Consider the following 16188-nt stretch of genomic DNA (forward strand, 5'->3'; position numbering starts at 1 on the left):
GTTCGAAATGAAAATTCGAACTCTTTTTATTATTAAACGATTAGTTTAATTACTTGTTTAAATTGTTAGTTGATACGTATGAAGATAATACGTTCTTAAGGTCGCTATCCTTGATAGAAACGTCAGCCTTCTTCAATACAGTAGCAATAACGCTTCTCATAGTTTCTTGATCTTGAGCCATTGAAGCGTAAATTTGATCATCAATTGCCTTCTTGTGTGAAGCAAATGAACCCTTAGCTGGGTGGTTGATCATCTTGATTACGTGGTAACCAGATTGTGACTTAACTGGAGTTTCAGTAACTTCGCCAGTCTTAAGCTTGAAGGCAGAAGTCTTGAATGTTGAATCTAAAGTAGTGTCAGTTGAGTCAAATGCTGGCAACTTACCGGCTTTGTTCTTAGTTGCAGTATCAAGTGAGTACTTCTTAGCTAAACTTGAGAAGCTCTTACCATCCTTTAATTGCTTGATAATATCTTCAGCAGTTGACTTCTTAGCAACCAAGATATGTTGAACAGTAACCTTAGGTTGGTAACTCTTCCAAGCTTCTTGTTCTTGCTTCTTAGAAACTTTCTTGATGTTCTTTAAAGCAGCTTCAGAAAGTAAGTTAGTCTTCAAGTTTTGCTTGAAGCTTGATTGAGTCATACCGTTTTGTTGCAATACAGCACTAAATTGTGAACCGTATTGCTTCTTGTAGTTATTGAATTGCTTGTCAATTTGCTTCTTAGAAACCTTACTACCGTATTGTTCTTCCAAAGCACGGTTGATGATCATGTTAGCCAAAGTTGATTGACCAGCTTGTGACTTCTTCATTTCATCATAGTATTGTTGTTGGGTAATTTTACCACCCTTGTAAGAAGCAACAGTTTGGTTGCTACCATTTGAACAAGCAGTTGCAGTTAATGCGATACCTGCTACAGCAAGAACTGCAGTAGCCTTTTTCATATAACTCTTCATAAAAATAAATTCTCCACATCCTTAATAAATAAGTAACTGACAACTAATATAACATAATTTGAGTTAAAACGTTTTTAAATCTTAAGATTTCACAGAAAAATCAAACTTTCTTTAATTTTTCTTAGAATCACTGTCAGCTTCACTAATTTTTTTAGCTTGATATTCAATATTTTCCATAATATTCGCTGTGTGAGTTTGATAATTAGCAACATCATCAGAAATATCATTGATAGCTCTTTGAGCAGCGGGCATAGCTAGTTGTAAATCTTGACTGGCTTTTTTAGCCTTATTGATGCCATCGGCCAAACTGCCTGCTGCATCTTCCATGCCTTGAACGTCTTCTTTAAGTTGCTTGCCGAAGCGATTGCCATTCTCATCTTTAAGTAAAGAAAGAACAAAACCAGCAGTAGCACCAAGAAATAATCCTAAACCAAATTTATTCATAGAAACTCCTTAAAATTGTTCCTTAATCTTTTCAGCAACTTCCTTGTACTTAGCGTCGTCATATTCGTCAGCGTTGTTACGAGTCATAAGCTTGAGGCCATCACCTTCGAAACGAGGAATGAAGTGAATGTGTGAGTGCATAACAACTTGGTTAGCATCTTTACCGTTGTTGGTTGTGATGTTCATAGCTGTTACATTTGGAAAGGCCTTTTTAATAGCGTTGGCAATTTCAGGGATATATTGCAAGTATTGTTGAGCATCTTCTTTAGTGTAATCAAACAAGTTAACGATATGCTTTTTAGGAATCATTAAAGTATGACCGGGATTTACTTGAGAAATATCAAGAAAAGCCTTAACGTCATCATTTTCAAAAACAGTGTAGCTTGGAACTTCACCACGAATGATTTTACAGAATAAGCAGTCATCTACTAAATTTTTATTTTCCATAATTAAAACCTCACGTTCTGTTACTTTAGTTTATTATAGTCTTCATGCTATCATATTAATGATAAATACAGTTAAAAAAGGTAGGAAAAATGAGTTTAAAAATTGAACATTTAACGGGAGGTTATACAGGCGTCCCGGTAATCAAAGATATTAATTTAGAAATCAAGCCAGGCGAGGCCTTGGGGTTAATCGGTCTTAATGGTGCTGGTAAATCAACGACAATTAAACATATTTTAGGCTTGCTTCGTCCGCAAAAAGGCAGTATTACGCTAAATGATATTAACCTAATGCAGCAACCTACTAAATTTAAACGTGAAGTTGCCTACATCCCTGAAACGCCGGTTTTATATCCCGAATTAACTTTAAAAGAGCATCTTGAATTAACTATGCTTAGCTATAACTTAGATGAAAAAAAGGCTTGGGATAGAGCCCATGAACTTTTAAAGATGTTCAGATTGGATGATAAGCTTGATTGGCTTCCTATTCACTTTTCAAAAGGGATGCGTCAAAAGGTGATGATTGTTTCCGCATTTTTAGCTGATACAAGCCTGCTTGTGATCGATGAACCATTTACCGGCCTTGATCCGTTGGCTGTGGCTAACTTGATTGATTTGATCAGAAAAGCTATTGCGGACGGAAAGATGGTTCTTATGACTACTCACGTCTTAGCCGATGCTCAACAAGCTATTTCCAATTATGCCGTTCTTAACAATGGAACAATCGAAATTGTTGGTAGCTTAAAAGAAATTCGTGAACATTATGGTCTTAAGCCTGATGATCCATTTGATAAGTTGTATCTTACTTTGAATAAGGTGGATCATCATGAATAATTTAGCTAAGAAGAGACTAAACGAAAATTTTAAACAGTCAGTTAAATATTTAACTTTGGTTTTCAATGACTTCTTTATTTTGGCTTTGATTTTCTTATTTGGCGCTTTAATGTTTTGGTATGCGCAGAGCATGAAAGCAATGCCGGCAAATTTATGGTTTTATAAACCATTAGTTGGGTTTGTTATGTGGCTACCTTTACTTACAGGAAAGTTAGTCACGCTAATTAAAGAAGCAGACATGCAATTTTTGTTCACGCAAGATAAGCATATGGATGAATATCTAAAGCCAATGTTTAGGTATAGTTTGATCCTGCCTTATATTTTGATTGTTTTGCTAGCGGGAATTTTATTTCCATTTGCTAGCATTAAAGCTGGAATCAAACCAAGCGACTATTTTATATTCGTTTTAACCATTCTAATATTTAAAATCTGTCAATTGCTGATTGAAGAAAATAATCTTTATTTTGAAAAAAGAATAGATATTAGCTTAGTAAATATTATTTTGCTGATTTTAACAATTGTCGGTGCATATTGGTATTGGCTTGCTTTGATAGTGGCATTAATTTCTGAAATTTATTTATTCTACAATCAAAAAAATCATCAGAAAAAGCTTTTTGACTGGCGGTATGCTGTTGAAAATGAAAAAGCGAGAAAAGATCGTGTCTATTCAATCTTTAGCATGTTTACCGATGTTGAAGAAAAGCAAGTTTCTATCAAGCGGAGAAAGTATTTAGACTTTCTTTTGCCTAAATCAATCGCTAAAGAAAATCCAAATCGTTTTTTATACAGAAGATCGCTTCTCAGAAATCCAGAATATTTGAATTTATTAGTCAGAATGACTGTGTTTGCAGTTTTGATTTCTTGGCTTGTGCAAGATTGGCGTTGGGCTTTAGGATTATCAGCTTTAGTTGTATTTTTAACTGTCTACCAATTAATGCCACTTGCCACGGAATTTGATACTAATATTATGTATCGCGTTTATCCGATTAAGCGCGAAGATCGCGGACGTGATTTAATTAAAGTATTAAATATTGCTCTTTTGATTCAGTGGCTGATCATTAGTGCTTGCTGGTTGCTAGTTTTGCCAATCGATATTCATTTATTTGAATCAATGGCTGTATTGCTAGTTTTTGCAATTTTATTAATAATTGTTTATTTACCAAATAAAGTTAAAAATTTAAATAGAAAAAGATAGGGAATAGTAAAAATGAGATTAAGAAATAAACCATGGGCTGTAAAGCTTGTTAACGATCATCCGGAAAGTGTTCTTCAAAATCCTGATCCAGAAAAGAAGATTGATTGGGCAGCACGCTTTGGCAACGATCATCCAATCGAAATTGAAGTTGGTTCTGGTAAAGGACATTTCATCACTACTTTGGCTGAAATGCATCCCGAAAAGAATTTTGTTGCTTTAGAACTTCAAACTACGGCTGCCGGAATTATTCTTAGAACCAAGCTTGAAAAGGGATTGGATAATTTACAAATCTTGCGTGGGGATGCAGCTGACATCGATTGCTTCTTTGACGAAAATACCACTGATGTCATTTATTTAAACTTTAGTGATCCATGGCCAAAGACTCGTCATGAAAAGCGCCGTTTGACCTATAAATCATTTTTGTCTAAATACAAGCAAGTTTTAAAGGCAGATGGTCATATTGAATTTAAGACTGATAATTCAGGACTTTTTGCTTATTCTGTTCAAAGCATGAACAATTACGGCATGCATTTTGACTTTGTCAGTGTTGATTTACATCATGAAAAGCCTGAAATTGTAGAAAAGAATATTGAAACCGAATATGAGCATAAATTTGCGGCCAAGGGTAATCCAATTTATGCTTTGCATGCAGATTTTAATTAAGCATATAGCTTGTAAATTTCTTATTTACTAATTACAATACTTATAAATAGTAAGTATGAGGTAAGACAAATGGAAAAAATTAAAGAATTAACCCAAGATAAATTAAAAGAAATTACTAAAGATGGTCGCGTAGTATTGGAATTTTCCGCAGATTGGTGCCCAGATTGCCGCTTTTTAGATCCATTTATGCTTGAAATTGAAAAAGACTTTTCAAGCGCAAAGTTCTATAATATTGATCGAGATGGTTCAATTGATCTCGCAAAAGAATTAAATATTATGGGAATTCCTTCATTTGTTGTCTACCAAGATGGTCAAGAAATTGGTAGACTAGTAAATAAGGACCGTAAAACTAAACAACAAGTCGAGGACTTCTTGCGGTCACTTGACTAATAGAGGAGATATAAAGTAAATGATCACTAGCATTAATAAAGAAGCTTATCCAAACACTTTGATCGTTATTTTGGCTCAAACTAACGGCAGAAGCGAATTTGAAGAAAAAGATGATGTAACTCGTGTTACTGATGAAGACGGTAATGTAACTGGCTTTAACTTTTTCAATGTAGATAAGATTATTGATTATGATAAGTTGCCTAACGGTAAGGTAAAGCTTACTGATGACCAACTTGAAGCACTTAACAAGAAGCTTGCAGAAGCTGGTTTTGATGATAAGCTTGCATATGGCAAGCCAACTTTGGTATATGGCTATGTTAAGACTTGTGAAGCTCATCCAGATTCAGATCACCTTCATGTAACTACTATTGATGTTGGTGGTGAAGAACACCAAATCGTTTGTGGTGCTCCTAACATTGCTCAAGGCCAAAAGGTTGTTGTTGCTCTTCCAGGTACTTTGATGCCAAATGGTGCACAAATTTGGCCAGGAGAACTTCGTGGTGTTGATTCATACGGTATGATTTGTTCAGCTCGTGAATTAGGTTTGCCACACGCACCTCAAAAACGTGGTATCATGGTTGTTCCAGACAGCTTTGAAGTTGGTGCAGAATTTGAACCAACTAAGTGTGACGAATTAATCGCAAGTGGTGAAATCACTTTATAATTTTGAAAAAAGAGTCTCATAGTGAGGCTCTTTTTTGTATTTTAATGGTAAAATTAAAAGCGAATATTTTGAACAATTGATTTTGGAGAAAATAATATGTTAGATAAAACAAAACAAATTTGGTTCATTGGTATTAAGGGTACAGGTATGGCATCCCTTGCTTTGCTTTTACATGACTTAGGCTACAACGTAGCAGGCAGCGATATTGAAAAATACACCTTCACTCAAGTGCCCCTTGAAAAAGCCGGCATTGAAGTTAAAAACTTCGATCCAGCTAATATCAAGAGTAATGCGGAACAAGTAATCGTTAAGGGTAATGCTTTCAAGGAAGATAACCCAGAAGTTAAGTCCTGCATTGATAAAAATGTTAAATGGCAATCATATCCAGATACTGTTGAAGAAATTGTTCAAATGCATACTTCAATTGGTATTTCTGGTACTCACGGCAAGACTTCAACTACCAGCCTTTTATCACACGTTTTAGGTGAAGTTGCTCCAACTTCATACTTAATTGGTGATGGTCGTGGTAAGGGTGTTGAAGATTCACGCTTCTTTGTTTATGAAGCTGATGAATATCGTCGTCACTTCTTGGCATATCATCCAGATTATCAAATTATGACTAACATTGACTTTGATCACCCGGATTACTTCAAGGATCAAGACGACTATACAAGCGCCTTCCAATCTGCTGCTGATCAAACTAAGAAGGCATTATTTGTATGGGGCGATGACAAGCGTCTTCAAAGCTTGAAGACAGATATTCCAAAATACACTTATGGTTTCAATGATTCTGATGATTTCCAAGCTGTTAATATTGAAAAGAGTACAACTGGCTCAAGCTTTAATGTTTTAGCTCATGGTGAAGATCTTGGTCGTTTTGAAATTCATTTGTTTGGTGATCACAGTATTTTAAACGCAACCGCAGTTATCGCTGTTGCTTATACTGAAAAGGTTCCAATGGAAGATATCAAGAAGGGCTTGTTAACATTCAAGGGTGCTAAGAGAAGATTTAGCGAAAAGGACTTCGATGATATTGCTGTAATCGATGACTACGCTCACCACCCAACTGAAATGCGTGCAACTATTCAAGCTGCTCGCCAAAAGTTCCCAGACAAGAAATTGGTAGTTGTTTTCCAACCACATACTTTCTCAAGAACTAAGAAGTATCAAAAGGACTTTGAAGAAATTTTGCGTGATGTTGACAAGCTTACGTAACGCCAATTTATGCTTCAGCTCGTGAAAAAGATGGTAATATTTCAAGTGAAGATTTGGTAGCTAATATTCCTGGTTCAGAAGTTATTGATTTAGCTAATATCGCTGATTTGACCAAGAACAGAAATTCAGTAATTGTCTTCATGGGCGCAGGTGACATTCCTAAGTATGAAGATGCTTTTGAAAAGTTGCTTTAATTAGATCTAATCAATAAAAGAAACGGCTAAAAACTGTTAAAATGGTAATTGAACATTTTAACAGTTTTTTTATTTACAGAGGAGAAATTATGGCACAAAAGAAATTACTTTTAATTGACGGTAACTCTGTGGCCTTTCGTGCCTTTTATGCTTTATATCGTCAACTTGATCGTTTTACTAGTCCTGACGGTTTGCACACAAATGCAATTTATACTTTTAAAAATATGTTGGATGCTATTTTAAAGCAAGTGGATCCAACTAATATTCTTGTGGCTTTTGATGCTGGCAAGGTAACTTTTAGAACTAAGATGTATAAAGACTATAAAGGTGGTCGCCAAAAGACACCAAGTGAATTGCTTGAACAGATGCCAGTGATTCGTGAAATGCTTGCAGATCTTGGTATTAAAAGCTATGAACTTAAAAATTATGAAGCTGACGACATTATTGGTACTTTATCAAAAATGGGTGAAGATGCTGGCTACGATGTAACGATTGTTACAGGAGACCGCGATTTAACCCAGCTTGCCTCAGATAAAGTTACAGTTTTGATTACTAAAAATGGCGTCGGTGACACGGAAGCTTATACGCCAGAACATATGAAAGAAGTTAATGGGGTTACGCCAACTGAGTTTATCGATATGAAAGCACTCATGGGTGATAATTCAGATAATTATCCTGGCGTTACCAAAGTTGGTCCAAAGACGGCTTCTAAGCTGATTCAAAAGTATGGCTCAATTGAAAATCTTTATGAACACGTTGATGAAATGAAGAAATCCAAGATGAAGGAAAATTTGATCAACGATAAAGATAAGGCATTTTTAGCTAAAAAATTGGCTACTATTGATCGTGAATCTCCTGTTGAAGTAACTTTAGACGATACTGAAATCAAAGATACCGATTTTGAAAAATTGCGCGGACTTTATGAAAAATTGGGCTTTAGAAAGTTTTTGGCTCAACTTGATCAAAATACGGATGCGCAAAGTGCTGATACTGGCGCTGAAAGTTACGAATATGTTGAATTAAGTCAGGACAATATTCATGACTTAGACGATTTTTCTGAAAAAGAAATTAGTTTCTATTTAGGGATGCTAGGTGAAAACTATCATTTGGCTCCATTTGTTGGTTTTGCTTTAAAGGCTAGTGATAAAGTTTATGTTTCTAAAGATATTGCTCTTTTGCAAGAAATGCCTTTAAAGGGAATTTTAGAAAACAAGACTATTAAGAAAAATGTCTTTGATTTAAAGCGCACTTATGTTGGTATGCATCGTTTAGATGTTGTTACTGGCGGAATAGATTATGATATGCTTCTTGCATCATATTTGGTTAACAATGAAAACAACTCTAATGATTTAGGCGAAATTGCCCATCTTTATGATGAATATTCAGTAAAGACTGATTTAGAAGTTTATGGCAAAGGCAAAAAGCAGGCTATTCCTGAAGATGATGACTTATACAAACATTTAGCTGCTAAGGTTTGTGTGATTGATAAATTAAAGCCTGAACTTCTTAAACGTTTAAAGGATCATGAACAAGATGATCTTTATGATGAAATTGAAATCCCAGTTGCTTTTGTTTTAGCAAAAATGGAATTAAGCGGTATGAAGGTTTTGCCAAGCACTTTGATTCAACTTCAAAATGATTTTGCAACTAGATTAAAAGAGTTGGAAGATAAAATTTATAAGCAAGCTGGCGAGCGCTTTAACTTAAATTCACCTAAGCAATTAGGTCATATTTTATTTGAAAAGCTTGGCTTGCCGCCTTTGAAGAAAACAAAGACGGGATATTCAACTTCTGTTGAAGTTTTAAATCAATTAAAGACGCAAAGCCCGATTGTTAGTGAGATCTTGGATTATCGTCAAATTGCTAAGATTCAATCTACTTATGTTAAAGGTCTTCTTGATGTAATTCAGCCAGATGGCCGTGTTCATACTAGATATTTACAAACATTAACAGCAACTGGTCGTCTTTCATCAGTTGATCCTAATTTGCAAAATATTCCAACTAGAACTGAAGAAGGTAAGCAAATTAGAAAAGCCTTTGTTCCATCTACTTCTGATGGTTATATCTTTTCTTGTGATTATTCTCAGGTTGAGCTTCGCGTGCTTTCACACGTTTCTGGTGATGAACATATGCAGGAAGCCTTTAAGACGGGATATGATATTCACTCACATACTGCTATGAAGATTTTCCATTTGGATTCTCCAGATGAAGTTACTTCGCTTATGCGTCGTCACGCTAAGGCTGTTAACTTTGGGATTGTTTATGGTATTTCAGATTATGGTTTATCAAAGAACTTAGGTATTTCAAGAAAACGGGCCAAGGAATTTATTGATAATTACTTTGAACAATATCCAGAAATTAAGGATTACATGGACAAGGCTGTTAAAGAAGCTCGTGAAAAAGGCTATGCAGAAACAATTATGCATAGAAGACGCTATTTGCCAGATATTCATGCTAAGAACTTTAATGTAAGAAGTTTTGCAGAAAGAACAGCCATTAATTCACCAATTCAAGGTTCGGCAGCTGATATTATCAAGATTGCAATGATTAATATGCAAAAGAAACTTGAAGAGATGCATTTGAAGACCAAGATGGTTTTGCAGGTTCATGACGAATTGATCTTTGACGTACCTAAGGACGAACTTGAAACTATTAAAAAGATTGTCCCAGAAGTGATGCAATCAGCAGTTAAGCTTGATGTACCATTGATTGCTGACTCAGGTTGGGGTCATAATTGGTATGATGCAAAGTAGGTGATTTTATGCCAGAAATGCCAGAAGTTGAGACGGTTCGTAGATCTTTAGTCCCTTTAATAAAAGGTAAAACGATTGAAAAAGTCACTTTGTGGTATCCAAAAATTGTTTCCACTGATCATCAAAAATTTGTGAATGAACTTCCAGGTAAAAAAATAATTGGAATTGATCGCTATGCAAAATATCTATTAATTAGATTGAGTGATAATTTAACAATCGTTTCGCATTTACGCATGGAAGGAAAATATCACTTAACTAGTTGGGATGATCCTAAAGATAAGCATGATCATGTGCAATTTGCATTCACTGATGGAACTGCGCTTCGCTATAATGATGTGAGAAAATTTGGCAGAATGCAGTTGGTTTTGACAGGAACGGAAAAGTTAACAACCGGAATTGGTAAATTAGGTTTTGAACCTAATTCTCCAGAATTTACCGATGAATATTTTATTGATGCCTTAAGAAAGCACAAGAAAAATATTAAAACTACTTTGCTTGATCAGACGATTGTTGCTGGTTTGGGAAATATTTATGTAGATGAAGTCCTTTGGCAGAGTAAAATTCATCCTTTGAGTGAAGCAAATAAAATTCCGCGTGAAAAAGTAGTTGCCCTTAGAAAGAACATTAATCATGAAATTGCACGTGCAATTGAAAAGCACGGAACAACCGTGCATACTTATCTAGATGCAAATGGTGAAACCGGTGGATTTCAAGAATTTTTACAAGTTTATGGTCATGCTGGCGATCCGTGTGCAAGATGTGGAACTAAACTTGAAAAAATAAAGGTAAATGGCCGTGGCACAACTTTTTGTCCGAAATGTCAGGTGGTTTATAAATGACTCTCGTTTTAGGACTAACAGGTGGGATTGCCACAGGAAAAAGTACAGCCGATGAATTTTTTGAAAAGAAAAAAATTCCAGTTATAGATGCTGACAAAATTGCTCATGGAATTTATGATATTGGTAAGCCGGCATGGAAGAAAATTAGGGATGAATTCGGCGAAGAATACTTGAATTCTGATCAGACTGTTAATCGCAAAAAGCTTGGACAACTTGTTTTTACAAATAAAAGCAAATTAATGCTTTTAAACGAAATAACGCATCCTCTTATTTTAGAAGAAATTCAAGCTCAGATTAATATTTATAAAATTAAGGCTGCATCACTTATTATTGTTGATATGCCGGTCTTGTTCGAATCTGGTGCGCAAAAATATTGTGATCAAACTTTAGTCATTACTATTCCGCAAAATGTGCAGATAGAAAGATTAATGGCAAGAAATAGTTTGACTAAGCAAGAAGCAATCGATAGAATTCATAGTCAAATGCCCCTTTCAGAAAAAGAGGCTAAAGCTACTTATGTAGTTTCTAATATTGGTACAAAAAAAGATTTAGAGAATAAATTAGAGAAATTATTATTAGAAATTGAAGCTGAGGTTTAATTATGGAATGTCCAAATTGTCATCAAAATGCTTCACGGGTAATTGATTCACGTCCAAGTGATGAAAACCGTGCAATTAGACGTCGTAGAGAATGTGAAAACTGTGGTTTTCGTTTTACAACTTTTGAAAGAGTAGAAACGGCGCGTTATTGGTTATTAAAAATGATGGAACAAGAGAACCATTTAGTCGAAAAAAAATCTTGCATGGCGTTATGGCTGCTGGTCAAAAGAGACCTATTACCAGTGAACAATTTGAACGCTTAGTTGATGATGTTGAAAATAAAGTTAGAAAACAAGGCGTTAGCGAAATTTCATCTAAAAAGATCGGACAATTTGTTATGGATGATTTGGCTAACATTGATGATGTTGCATACATTCGTTTTGCATCAATCTATCGTGAATTTAAAGACATGTCTAGCTTTATGAAGACAATGGAAGATATGATGGCTAAAAGAGAGAAGGGCAACAATTAATGTTTGAGACTGCTGATCCCAAACAGCCTTTTTATGTTTCCAATCAGATTGATCTTTATCCTAAAGATGTAAAAATTTTAATTAAGTTATATCAGCCTTTAGTCGGTGCAACAGCCGTGGCACTTTATCAAACATTAATTCAAGATTTTGATCCTTATTCGATTTTGTCTGATGCAAAGGGAATCTATACTTTGCAGGAGCAATTGGATTGTGGATTAAAAGACTTGTTTATGTCACTTCATAAATTAGAGGCTGTAGGTTTAGTACAAACTTTTTTAGTAGATAATGCCGTTAATAAGGTTCTTGTTTTTAAATTGTTAAAAGTTCCTAGTTCACAAGAATTTTTTGCGACGTCATTATTAGCCAGCTTGTTAAAGGAAAAAGTTGGGATAAGCGTTTTTCAAGAAACGAGCCATTATTTTGCTAAAGAAAATAAAAAGCGGCAAAAGCCAATAAAAAATGGCCGCGATATTTCGGCATCTTTTTTAGAAGTATTTCGTTTGCCTGGGGATGAAGCCATTAATCCATCTCAAGATGTTTTAGATGCAGAAAGCGAAAATCAAGTTCATGATATCGGCAGAGCTAAGATTAATGAGCGAGACAATATTTATTGGGATTTCATGAAGCAGCAATTTGAAATGTATCAAGTTTCGGCAGGTGAAGTTGAGCGTAAAAAGAATCAAATTCGCGGCTTAATGCAAATTTATGGCTTGAATGAGCAGGAATTTGTAGATGAAAGTTTGCCAAGTTTACATGGTAAAAATGAGCTTGATATTCATGAAATTAGCAATTTAATTGCAGAAAATTATCGAACAAGCAGTACTCGTAAGCAAATTCATCGTGAAATAAGCGAAAAGGCGCAAAATATAGCAATCCCTAAAAACTTGTCTGAAAATCAGAGAAAGCTGCTTGAAGAAGCAAATAAAAGAGCTCCAGCAGAGTTTTTGTATCGTTTAAAGGAACGCAAGGGTGGTTTTGCAAGTGCGGCAGAAAAGCAAGTGTTAAATCGCTTGCGCAATAATTATGGTTTACCAGAAGATCTAATCAATGTTTTAACGTATACTTGCTTAACCTATGATTCAATGTTGACGGCAAATTTGGCTTATCGAATTGCTAATGATTGGCTTCAACATAGCGTAACTAATTCTATTCAAGCTGTGCAATATATGGAAAAGCGTCGTCAAGGCAACTTTACTAAAAATACGCAACGGTATACTAAGCAAAAGCATGTTGAAAAGGGAACTGATTGGAGCAAGAAAAAGGCTAATACCGATAATAAGATAAATTCTGAAGAATTAAAGAATTTCTTTAAGAGCTTAGAAGATAAAAATGGAATGAAGTAGGTGAAGCAAAATGCAGCAGATTGGTGATGTAATCAATAAAATCGTGAAAAAACGTAATTTAGGAGATCAAAAGCAATTGCAGGCTGATGTTTTAAACGATCCCAAAGTACGTCAATTTTTACATGCTAATCAAAATAAAATTACTAAACAAATGGTTATTAACAGTATGACTAATTTGTTTGAATTTTATATGCAAATAAATAATGCTAACAAAGTAATGGCAGGATACCGTCCTGAGTTATTTTTGAATGGCAATGTGATAGATGTTCGCTATGCGCCTACTGAAGAAAAAATTGATCGTGAACGTGAACGAGATACTAAAAGACATTTAGAGTTGATCGATTTGCCTGCTAAATTGCACAATGTAAAGTTAAGTCAAATTGATATGACTGACGATCGTTCAGATGTGTTAGGTGAAATCCAAAGTTTTTTAACTAAATATAGTAAAGACATACATCAAAAAGGATTATATCTTTCAGGAGATTTTGGAGTAGGTAAAACTTATATTTTGGCTGGATTAGCCAATCAGGTTGCTGCAATGGGCAAGCAAGTTATTTTTTTGCATGTTCCTACCTTTATTGCCGGGTTAACAAGCCACTTTGAAGATAATAGTTTGCAAAAAGAAATTCAAAAAGTGGCTAATTGTGATTTGCTTATTCTTGATGATATTGGAGCTGAGAGTCTTAGTCAATGGTCAAGAGATGATGTATTAGGCGTAATTTTGCAAGCGAGAATGGATAATGTTTTACCAACATTCTTCTCATCTAATTTTGATATGGAAAAATTAGAGGCCCATTTTGCAGAAACCAGAAATGCAATTGATCCTGTTAAGGCTGCCAGATTGATGCAAAGAGTCCGTTTTTTGGCTAAAGAAGTAATTGTTTCTGGACCAAATCGTAGAAAAATTTAAATTCGCTCTTGCATAGAGCTTAGGAGCGCGTATAATATCAATTAATGAAAGAGACATGATCTTCTTCGTCTCAGAGAGAAAAGCCTAGTTCTGGAAGCTTTTCATTAGAAGATGACCCCGACTCTTTCTCACCGAAAATTATATTTGGTTTGGCCCCGTTATAGGTCTTATTAGAGAGGCTAGGTACGCTAGCCTGAATTTTGGGTGGAACCACGCTAATTAACGTCCCAGTGCAGTATTGCACTGGGATTTTTTATTTTGGAGGTAAACATGAGTTTTTCAATCACTTTGCCAGATGGCTCAAAGAAAGATTTTGAAGAAGCTTTAACTATTGCTGACTTAGCACATAATATTGCTACCTCACTTGGTAAAGCTGCAGTTGCAGGTAAAGTTAATGGTGAAGTTAAGCCATTAGACTTTGAACTTGATGAAGATGCCGAAGTTGCTATTCTTACTGATAAGGATGAAGAAGGTTTGGACGTTTTACGTGCAACTGCTGCATTCTTATTTGAAGCTGTAGCTAAAGAGAAGTATCCAAAGCTTCGTTTGGGTGAACATGTTGCTGATGAAGGCGGCTTTTATGTAGATACTGACAAGGAAGATCAAATTAAGATTGGTGAATTGCCAGAACTTGAAAAGGCTATGGAAAAGGCTATTAAGAACGGTGAAAAGATTGAACACGTTCGCGTAAGCAAGGCTGATCTTGAAGCTGAATACAAGGATGATCCATACAAGAGTGCGCTTCTTGCTAAAGAAGATGGTGATGTTGTTGATGCTTACAAGCTTGGCGACTTTGTTGACTTTGGTTTTGATGCTTTGCTTCCAAACACTGGCAAGATTAAGCAATTCAAGCTTTTGTCAGTTGCCGGTGCTTACTGGTTAGGTAAGTCATCAAACGCAATGCTTCAAAGAATCTTTGGTACCGCATTCTTCAAGAAGGCAGATTTAGATGCTGATTTGAAGCGTCGTCAAGAAATTAAAGAACGTGACCACAGAACTATTGGTCGTGACCTTGACCTCTTCTTTGTTGATCCTAAGGTTGGTGCAGGTCTTCCTTACTGGATGCCAAAGGGTGCTACTATTCGTCGTGCTGTTGAACGTTACATTATCGACCGTGAAGTTGCCGATGGTTACCAACACGTTTACACTCCAGTTTTGATGAACCTTGATGCTTACAAGACTTCAGGTCACTGGGCACACTACCGTGATGATATGTTCCCACCAATGGACATGGGTGACGGCGAAATGCTTGAACTTCGTCCAATGAACTGTCCTTCACATATTCAAATCTTCAAGCACCACATTCGTTCATACCGTGACTTGCCACTTCGTGTTGCTGAACTTGGTATGATGCACAGATACGAAAAATCAGGTGCCTTGTCAGGTCTTCAACGTGTTCGTGAAATGACTTTGAACGATGGTCATACCTTCGTAGCTTTGGATCAAGTTCAAACTGAATTTGCTAAGATTTTGAAGTTAATCATGGATGTTTACAAGGATTTCGATATTACTGATTACTACTTCAGACTTTCATACCGTGATCCTAAGAACACTGATAAGTACTTTGCAAATGACGAAATGTGGGAAAGAAGTCAAAAGATGCTTAAGGGTGCTATGGATGACCTTGGCCTTGACTATGTTGAAGCTGAAGGTGAAGCAGCATTCTACGGTCCTAAGCTTGATATTCAAACTAAGACTGCTTTGGGCAATGACGAAACTATGTCAACTATCCAACTTGACTTCATGCTTCCAGATCGTTTCGGTTTGACTTATGTAGGTAAAGATGGTGAAGAACACCGTCCAGTTATGATTCACCGTGGTATTGTTGGTACTATGGAAAGATTCATTGCTTACTTAACTGAAATCTACAAGGGTGCTTTCCCAACTTGGCTTGCTCCTGTTCAAGTTGAAATTATTCCTGTTAACAATGATGCTCACGGCGAATACGCTGAAAAGGTTCGTCAAGAACTTGCTAAGCGTGGCTTCAGAGCAGAAGTTGATGATAGAAATGAAAAGATGGGTTATAAGATTCGTGAATCACAAACTCAAAAGGTTCCATACACTTTGGTTCTTGGTGATGACGAAATGAAGTCAAACAGCGTTAACGTACGTCGTTACGGTACTGACGAAGAAATTTCTAAGAGTCTTGATGAATTCATCAATGAAATTGATGCAGACGTTAAGTCATACTCACGTAAAAACTAAAATATCTTGTTGACTGTTAAAGTCTAAACGAGTATACTACTACTAGTTGAGAACAAGAAGAAGCTCCCGCTTC

14 protein-coding genes, 2 pseudogenes and 1 other annotated feature (1 of these 17 cut by a window edge) are annotated in these 16188 nt (G+C 35.7%); of the genes and pseudogenes, 13 read left to right on the plus strand and 3 right to left on the minus strand.

All coding sequences use genetic code 11. From position 1 onward, the window contains the following. Positions 1-49 precede the first annotated feature (49 nt). The 3 genes from JCM6256_RS03375 to JCM6256_RS03385 form a co-directional block, all read right to left on the minus strand. On the minus strand, positions 50-952 hold the full coding sequence (locus JCM6256_RS03375) for a peptidylprolyl isomerase PrsA (protein WP_025080402.1): 903 nt from the start codon (positions 950-952) through the stop codon (positions 50-52). A 111-nt stretch (positions 953-1063) separates the two neighbouring features. Then, entirely contained in the window at positions 1064-1396 is a 333-nt protein-coding gene (locus tag JCM6256_RS03380) for a hypothetical protein (protein WP_025080403.1), read from the minus strand. A 9-nt stretch (positions 1397-1405) separates the two neighbouring features. Next, positions 1406-1843 (minus strand): HIT family protein, encoded by a 438-nt coding sequence (locus JCM6256_RS03385; protein ID WP_025080404.1) that lies wholly within the window; start codon positions 1841-1843, stop codon positions 1406-1408. 89 nt (positions 1844-1932) lie between these two features. Between JCM6256_RS03385 and JCM6256_RS03390 the strand changes: the two genes are divergently transcribed. The 13 genes and pseudogenes from JCM6256_RS03390 (at position 1933) to thrS (ending at position 16115) form a co-directional block, all read left to right on the plus strand. Further along, a complete protein-coding gene (locus JCM6256_RS03390) occupies positions 1933-2673 on the plus strand; it encodes an ABC transporter ATP-binding protein (protein WP_025080405.1) in 741 nt (246 codons plus the stop codon). Further along, the gene (locus tag JCM6256_RS03395; RefSeq protein WP_025080406.1) at positions 2666-3868 is read left to right on the plus strand and encodes an ABC transporter permease; all 1203 of its coding nucleotides are present in this window, start codon (positions 2666-2668) and stop codon (positions 3866-3868) included. The genes JCM6256_RS03390 and JCM6256_RS03395 overlap by 8 nt, the downstream gene beginning before the upstream one ends. A 12-nt stretch (positions 3869-3880) precedes the next feature. After that, on the plus strand, positions 3881-4531 hold the full coding sequence (gene trmB / locus JCM6256_RS03400) for a tRNA (guanosine(46)-N7)-methyltransferase TrmB (RefSeq protein ID WP_025080407.1): 651 nt from the start codon (positions 3881-3883) through the stop codon (positions 4529-4531). A gap of 69 nt (positions 4532-4600) precedes the next feature. Next, positions 4601-4921, plus strand: coding sequence for a thioredoxin family protein (locus tag JCM6256_RS03405; RefSeq protein ID WP_025080408.1), 321 nt, complete (start codon positions 4601-4603; stop codon positions 4919-4921). 19 nt (positions 4922-4940) lie between these two features. Further along, positions 4941-5585 (plus strand): YtpR family tRNA-binding protein, encoded by a 645-nt coding sequence (ytpR, locus tag JCM6256_RS03410; protein ID WP_025080409.1) that lies wholly within the window; start codon positions 4941-4943, stop codon positions 5583-5585. Positions 5586-5681: 96 nt separating this feature from the next. Further along, positions 5682-6994, plus strand: a pseudogene (murC, locus tag JCM6256_RS09575) (UDP-N-acetylmuramate--L-alanine ligase). Between the two features lie 89 nt (positions 6995-7083). Then, positions 7084-9747: a DNA polymerase I gene (gene polA, locus JCM6256_RS03420; protein WP_025080410.1), complete on the plus strand. Its 2664-nt coding sequence runs from the start codon at positions 7084-7086 to the stop codon at positions 9745-9747. An 8-nt stretch (positions 9748-9755) separates the two neighbouring features. After that, on the plus strand, positions 9756-10586 hold the full coding sequence (mutM, locus tag JCM6256_RS03425) for a bifunctional DNA-formamidopyrimidine glycosylase/DNA-(apurinic or apyrimidinic site) lyase (protein ID WP_025080411.1): 831 nt from the start codon (positions 9756-9758) through the stop codon (positions 10584-10586). Beyond that, on the plus strand, positions 10583-11185 hold the full coding sequence (coaE, locus tag JCM6256_RS03430; protein ID WP_025080412.1) for a dephospho-CoA kinase: 603 nt from the start codon (positions 10583-10585) through the stop codon (positions 11183-11185). Before mutM ends, coaE begins: the two co-directional genes overlap by 4 nt. A 2-nt stretch (positions 11186-11187) precedes the next feature. Beyond that, positions 11188-11657: pseudogene (nrdR, locus tag JCM6256_RS09580) on the plus strand (transcriptional regulator NrdR). After that, positions 11657-13000 (plus strand): DnaD domain protein, encoded by a 1344-nt coding sequence (locus JCM6256_RS03440; RefSeq protein WP_025080413.1) that lies wholly within the window; start codon positions 11657-11659, stop codon positions 12998-13000. Before nrdR ends, JCM6256_RS03440 begins: the two are co-directional and overlap by 1 nt. Positions 13001-13010: 10 nt before the next feature. Beyond that, the gene (gene dnaI / locus JCM6256_RS03445; protein WP_025080414.1) at positions 13011-13910 is read left to right on the plus strand and encodes a primosomal protein DnaI; all 900 of its coding nucleotides are present in this window, start codon (positions 13011-13013) and stop codon (positions 13908-13910) included. 270 nt (positions 13911-14180) lie between these two features. Next, positions 14181-16115, plus strand: coding sequence for a threonine--tRNA ligase (thrS, locus tag JCM6256_RS03450; RefSeq protein ID WP_025080415.1), 1935 nt, complete (start codon positions 14181-14183; stop codon positions 16113-16115). A gap of 48 nt (positions 16116-16163) precedes the next feature. Then, positions 16164-16188: a sequence feature (ribosomal protein L20 leader region), on the plus strand; it runs 87 nt beyond the window's last position.

Source organism: Lactobacillus hamsteri DSM 5661 = JCM 6256 (assembly GCF_000615445.1).
Taxonomy (GTDB): domain Bacteria; phylum Bacillota; class Bacilli; order Lactobacillales; family Lactobacillaceae; genus Lactobacillus; species Lactobacillus hamsteri.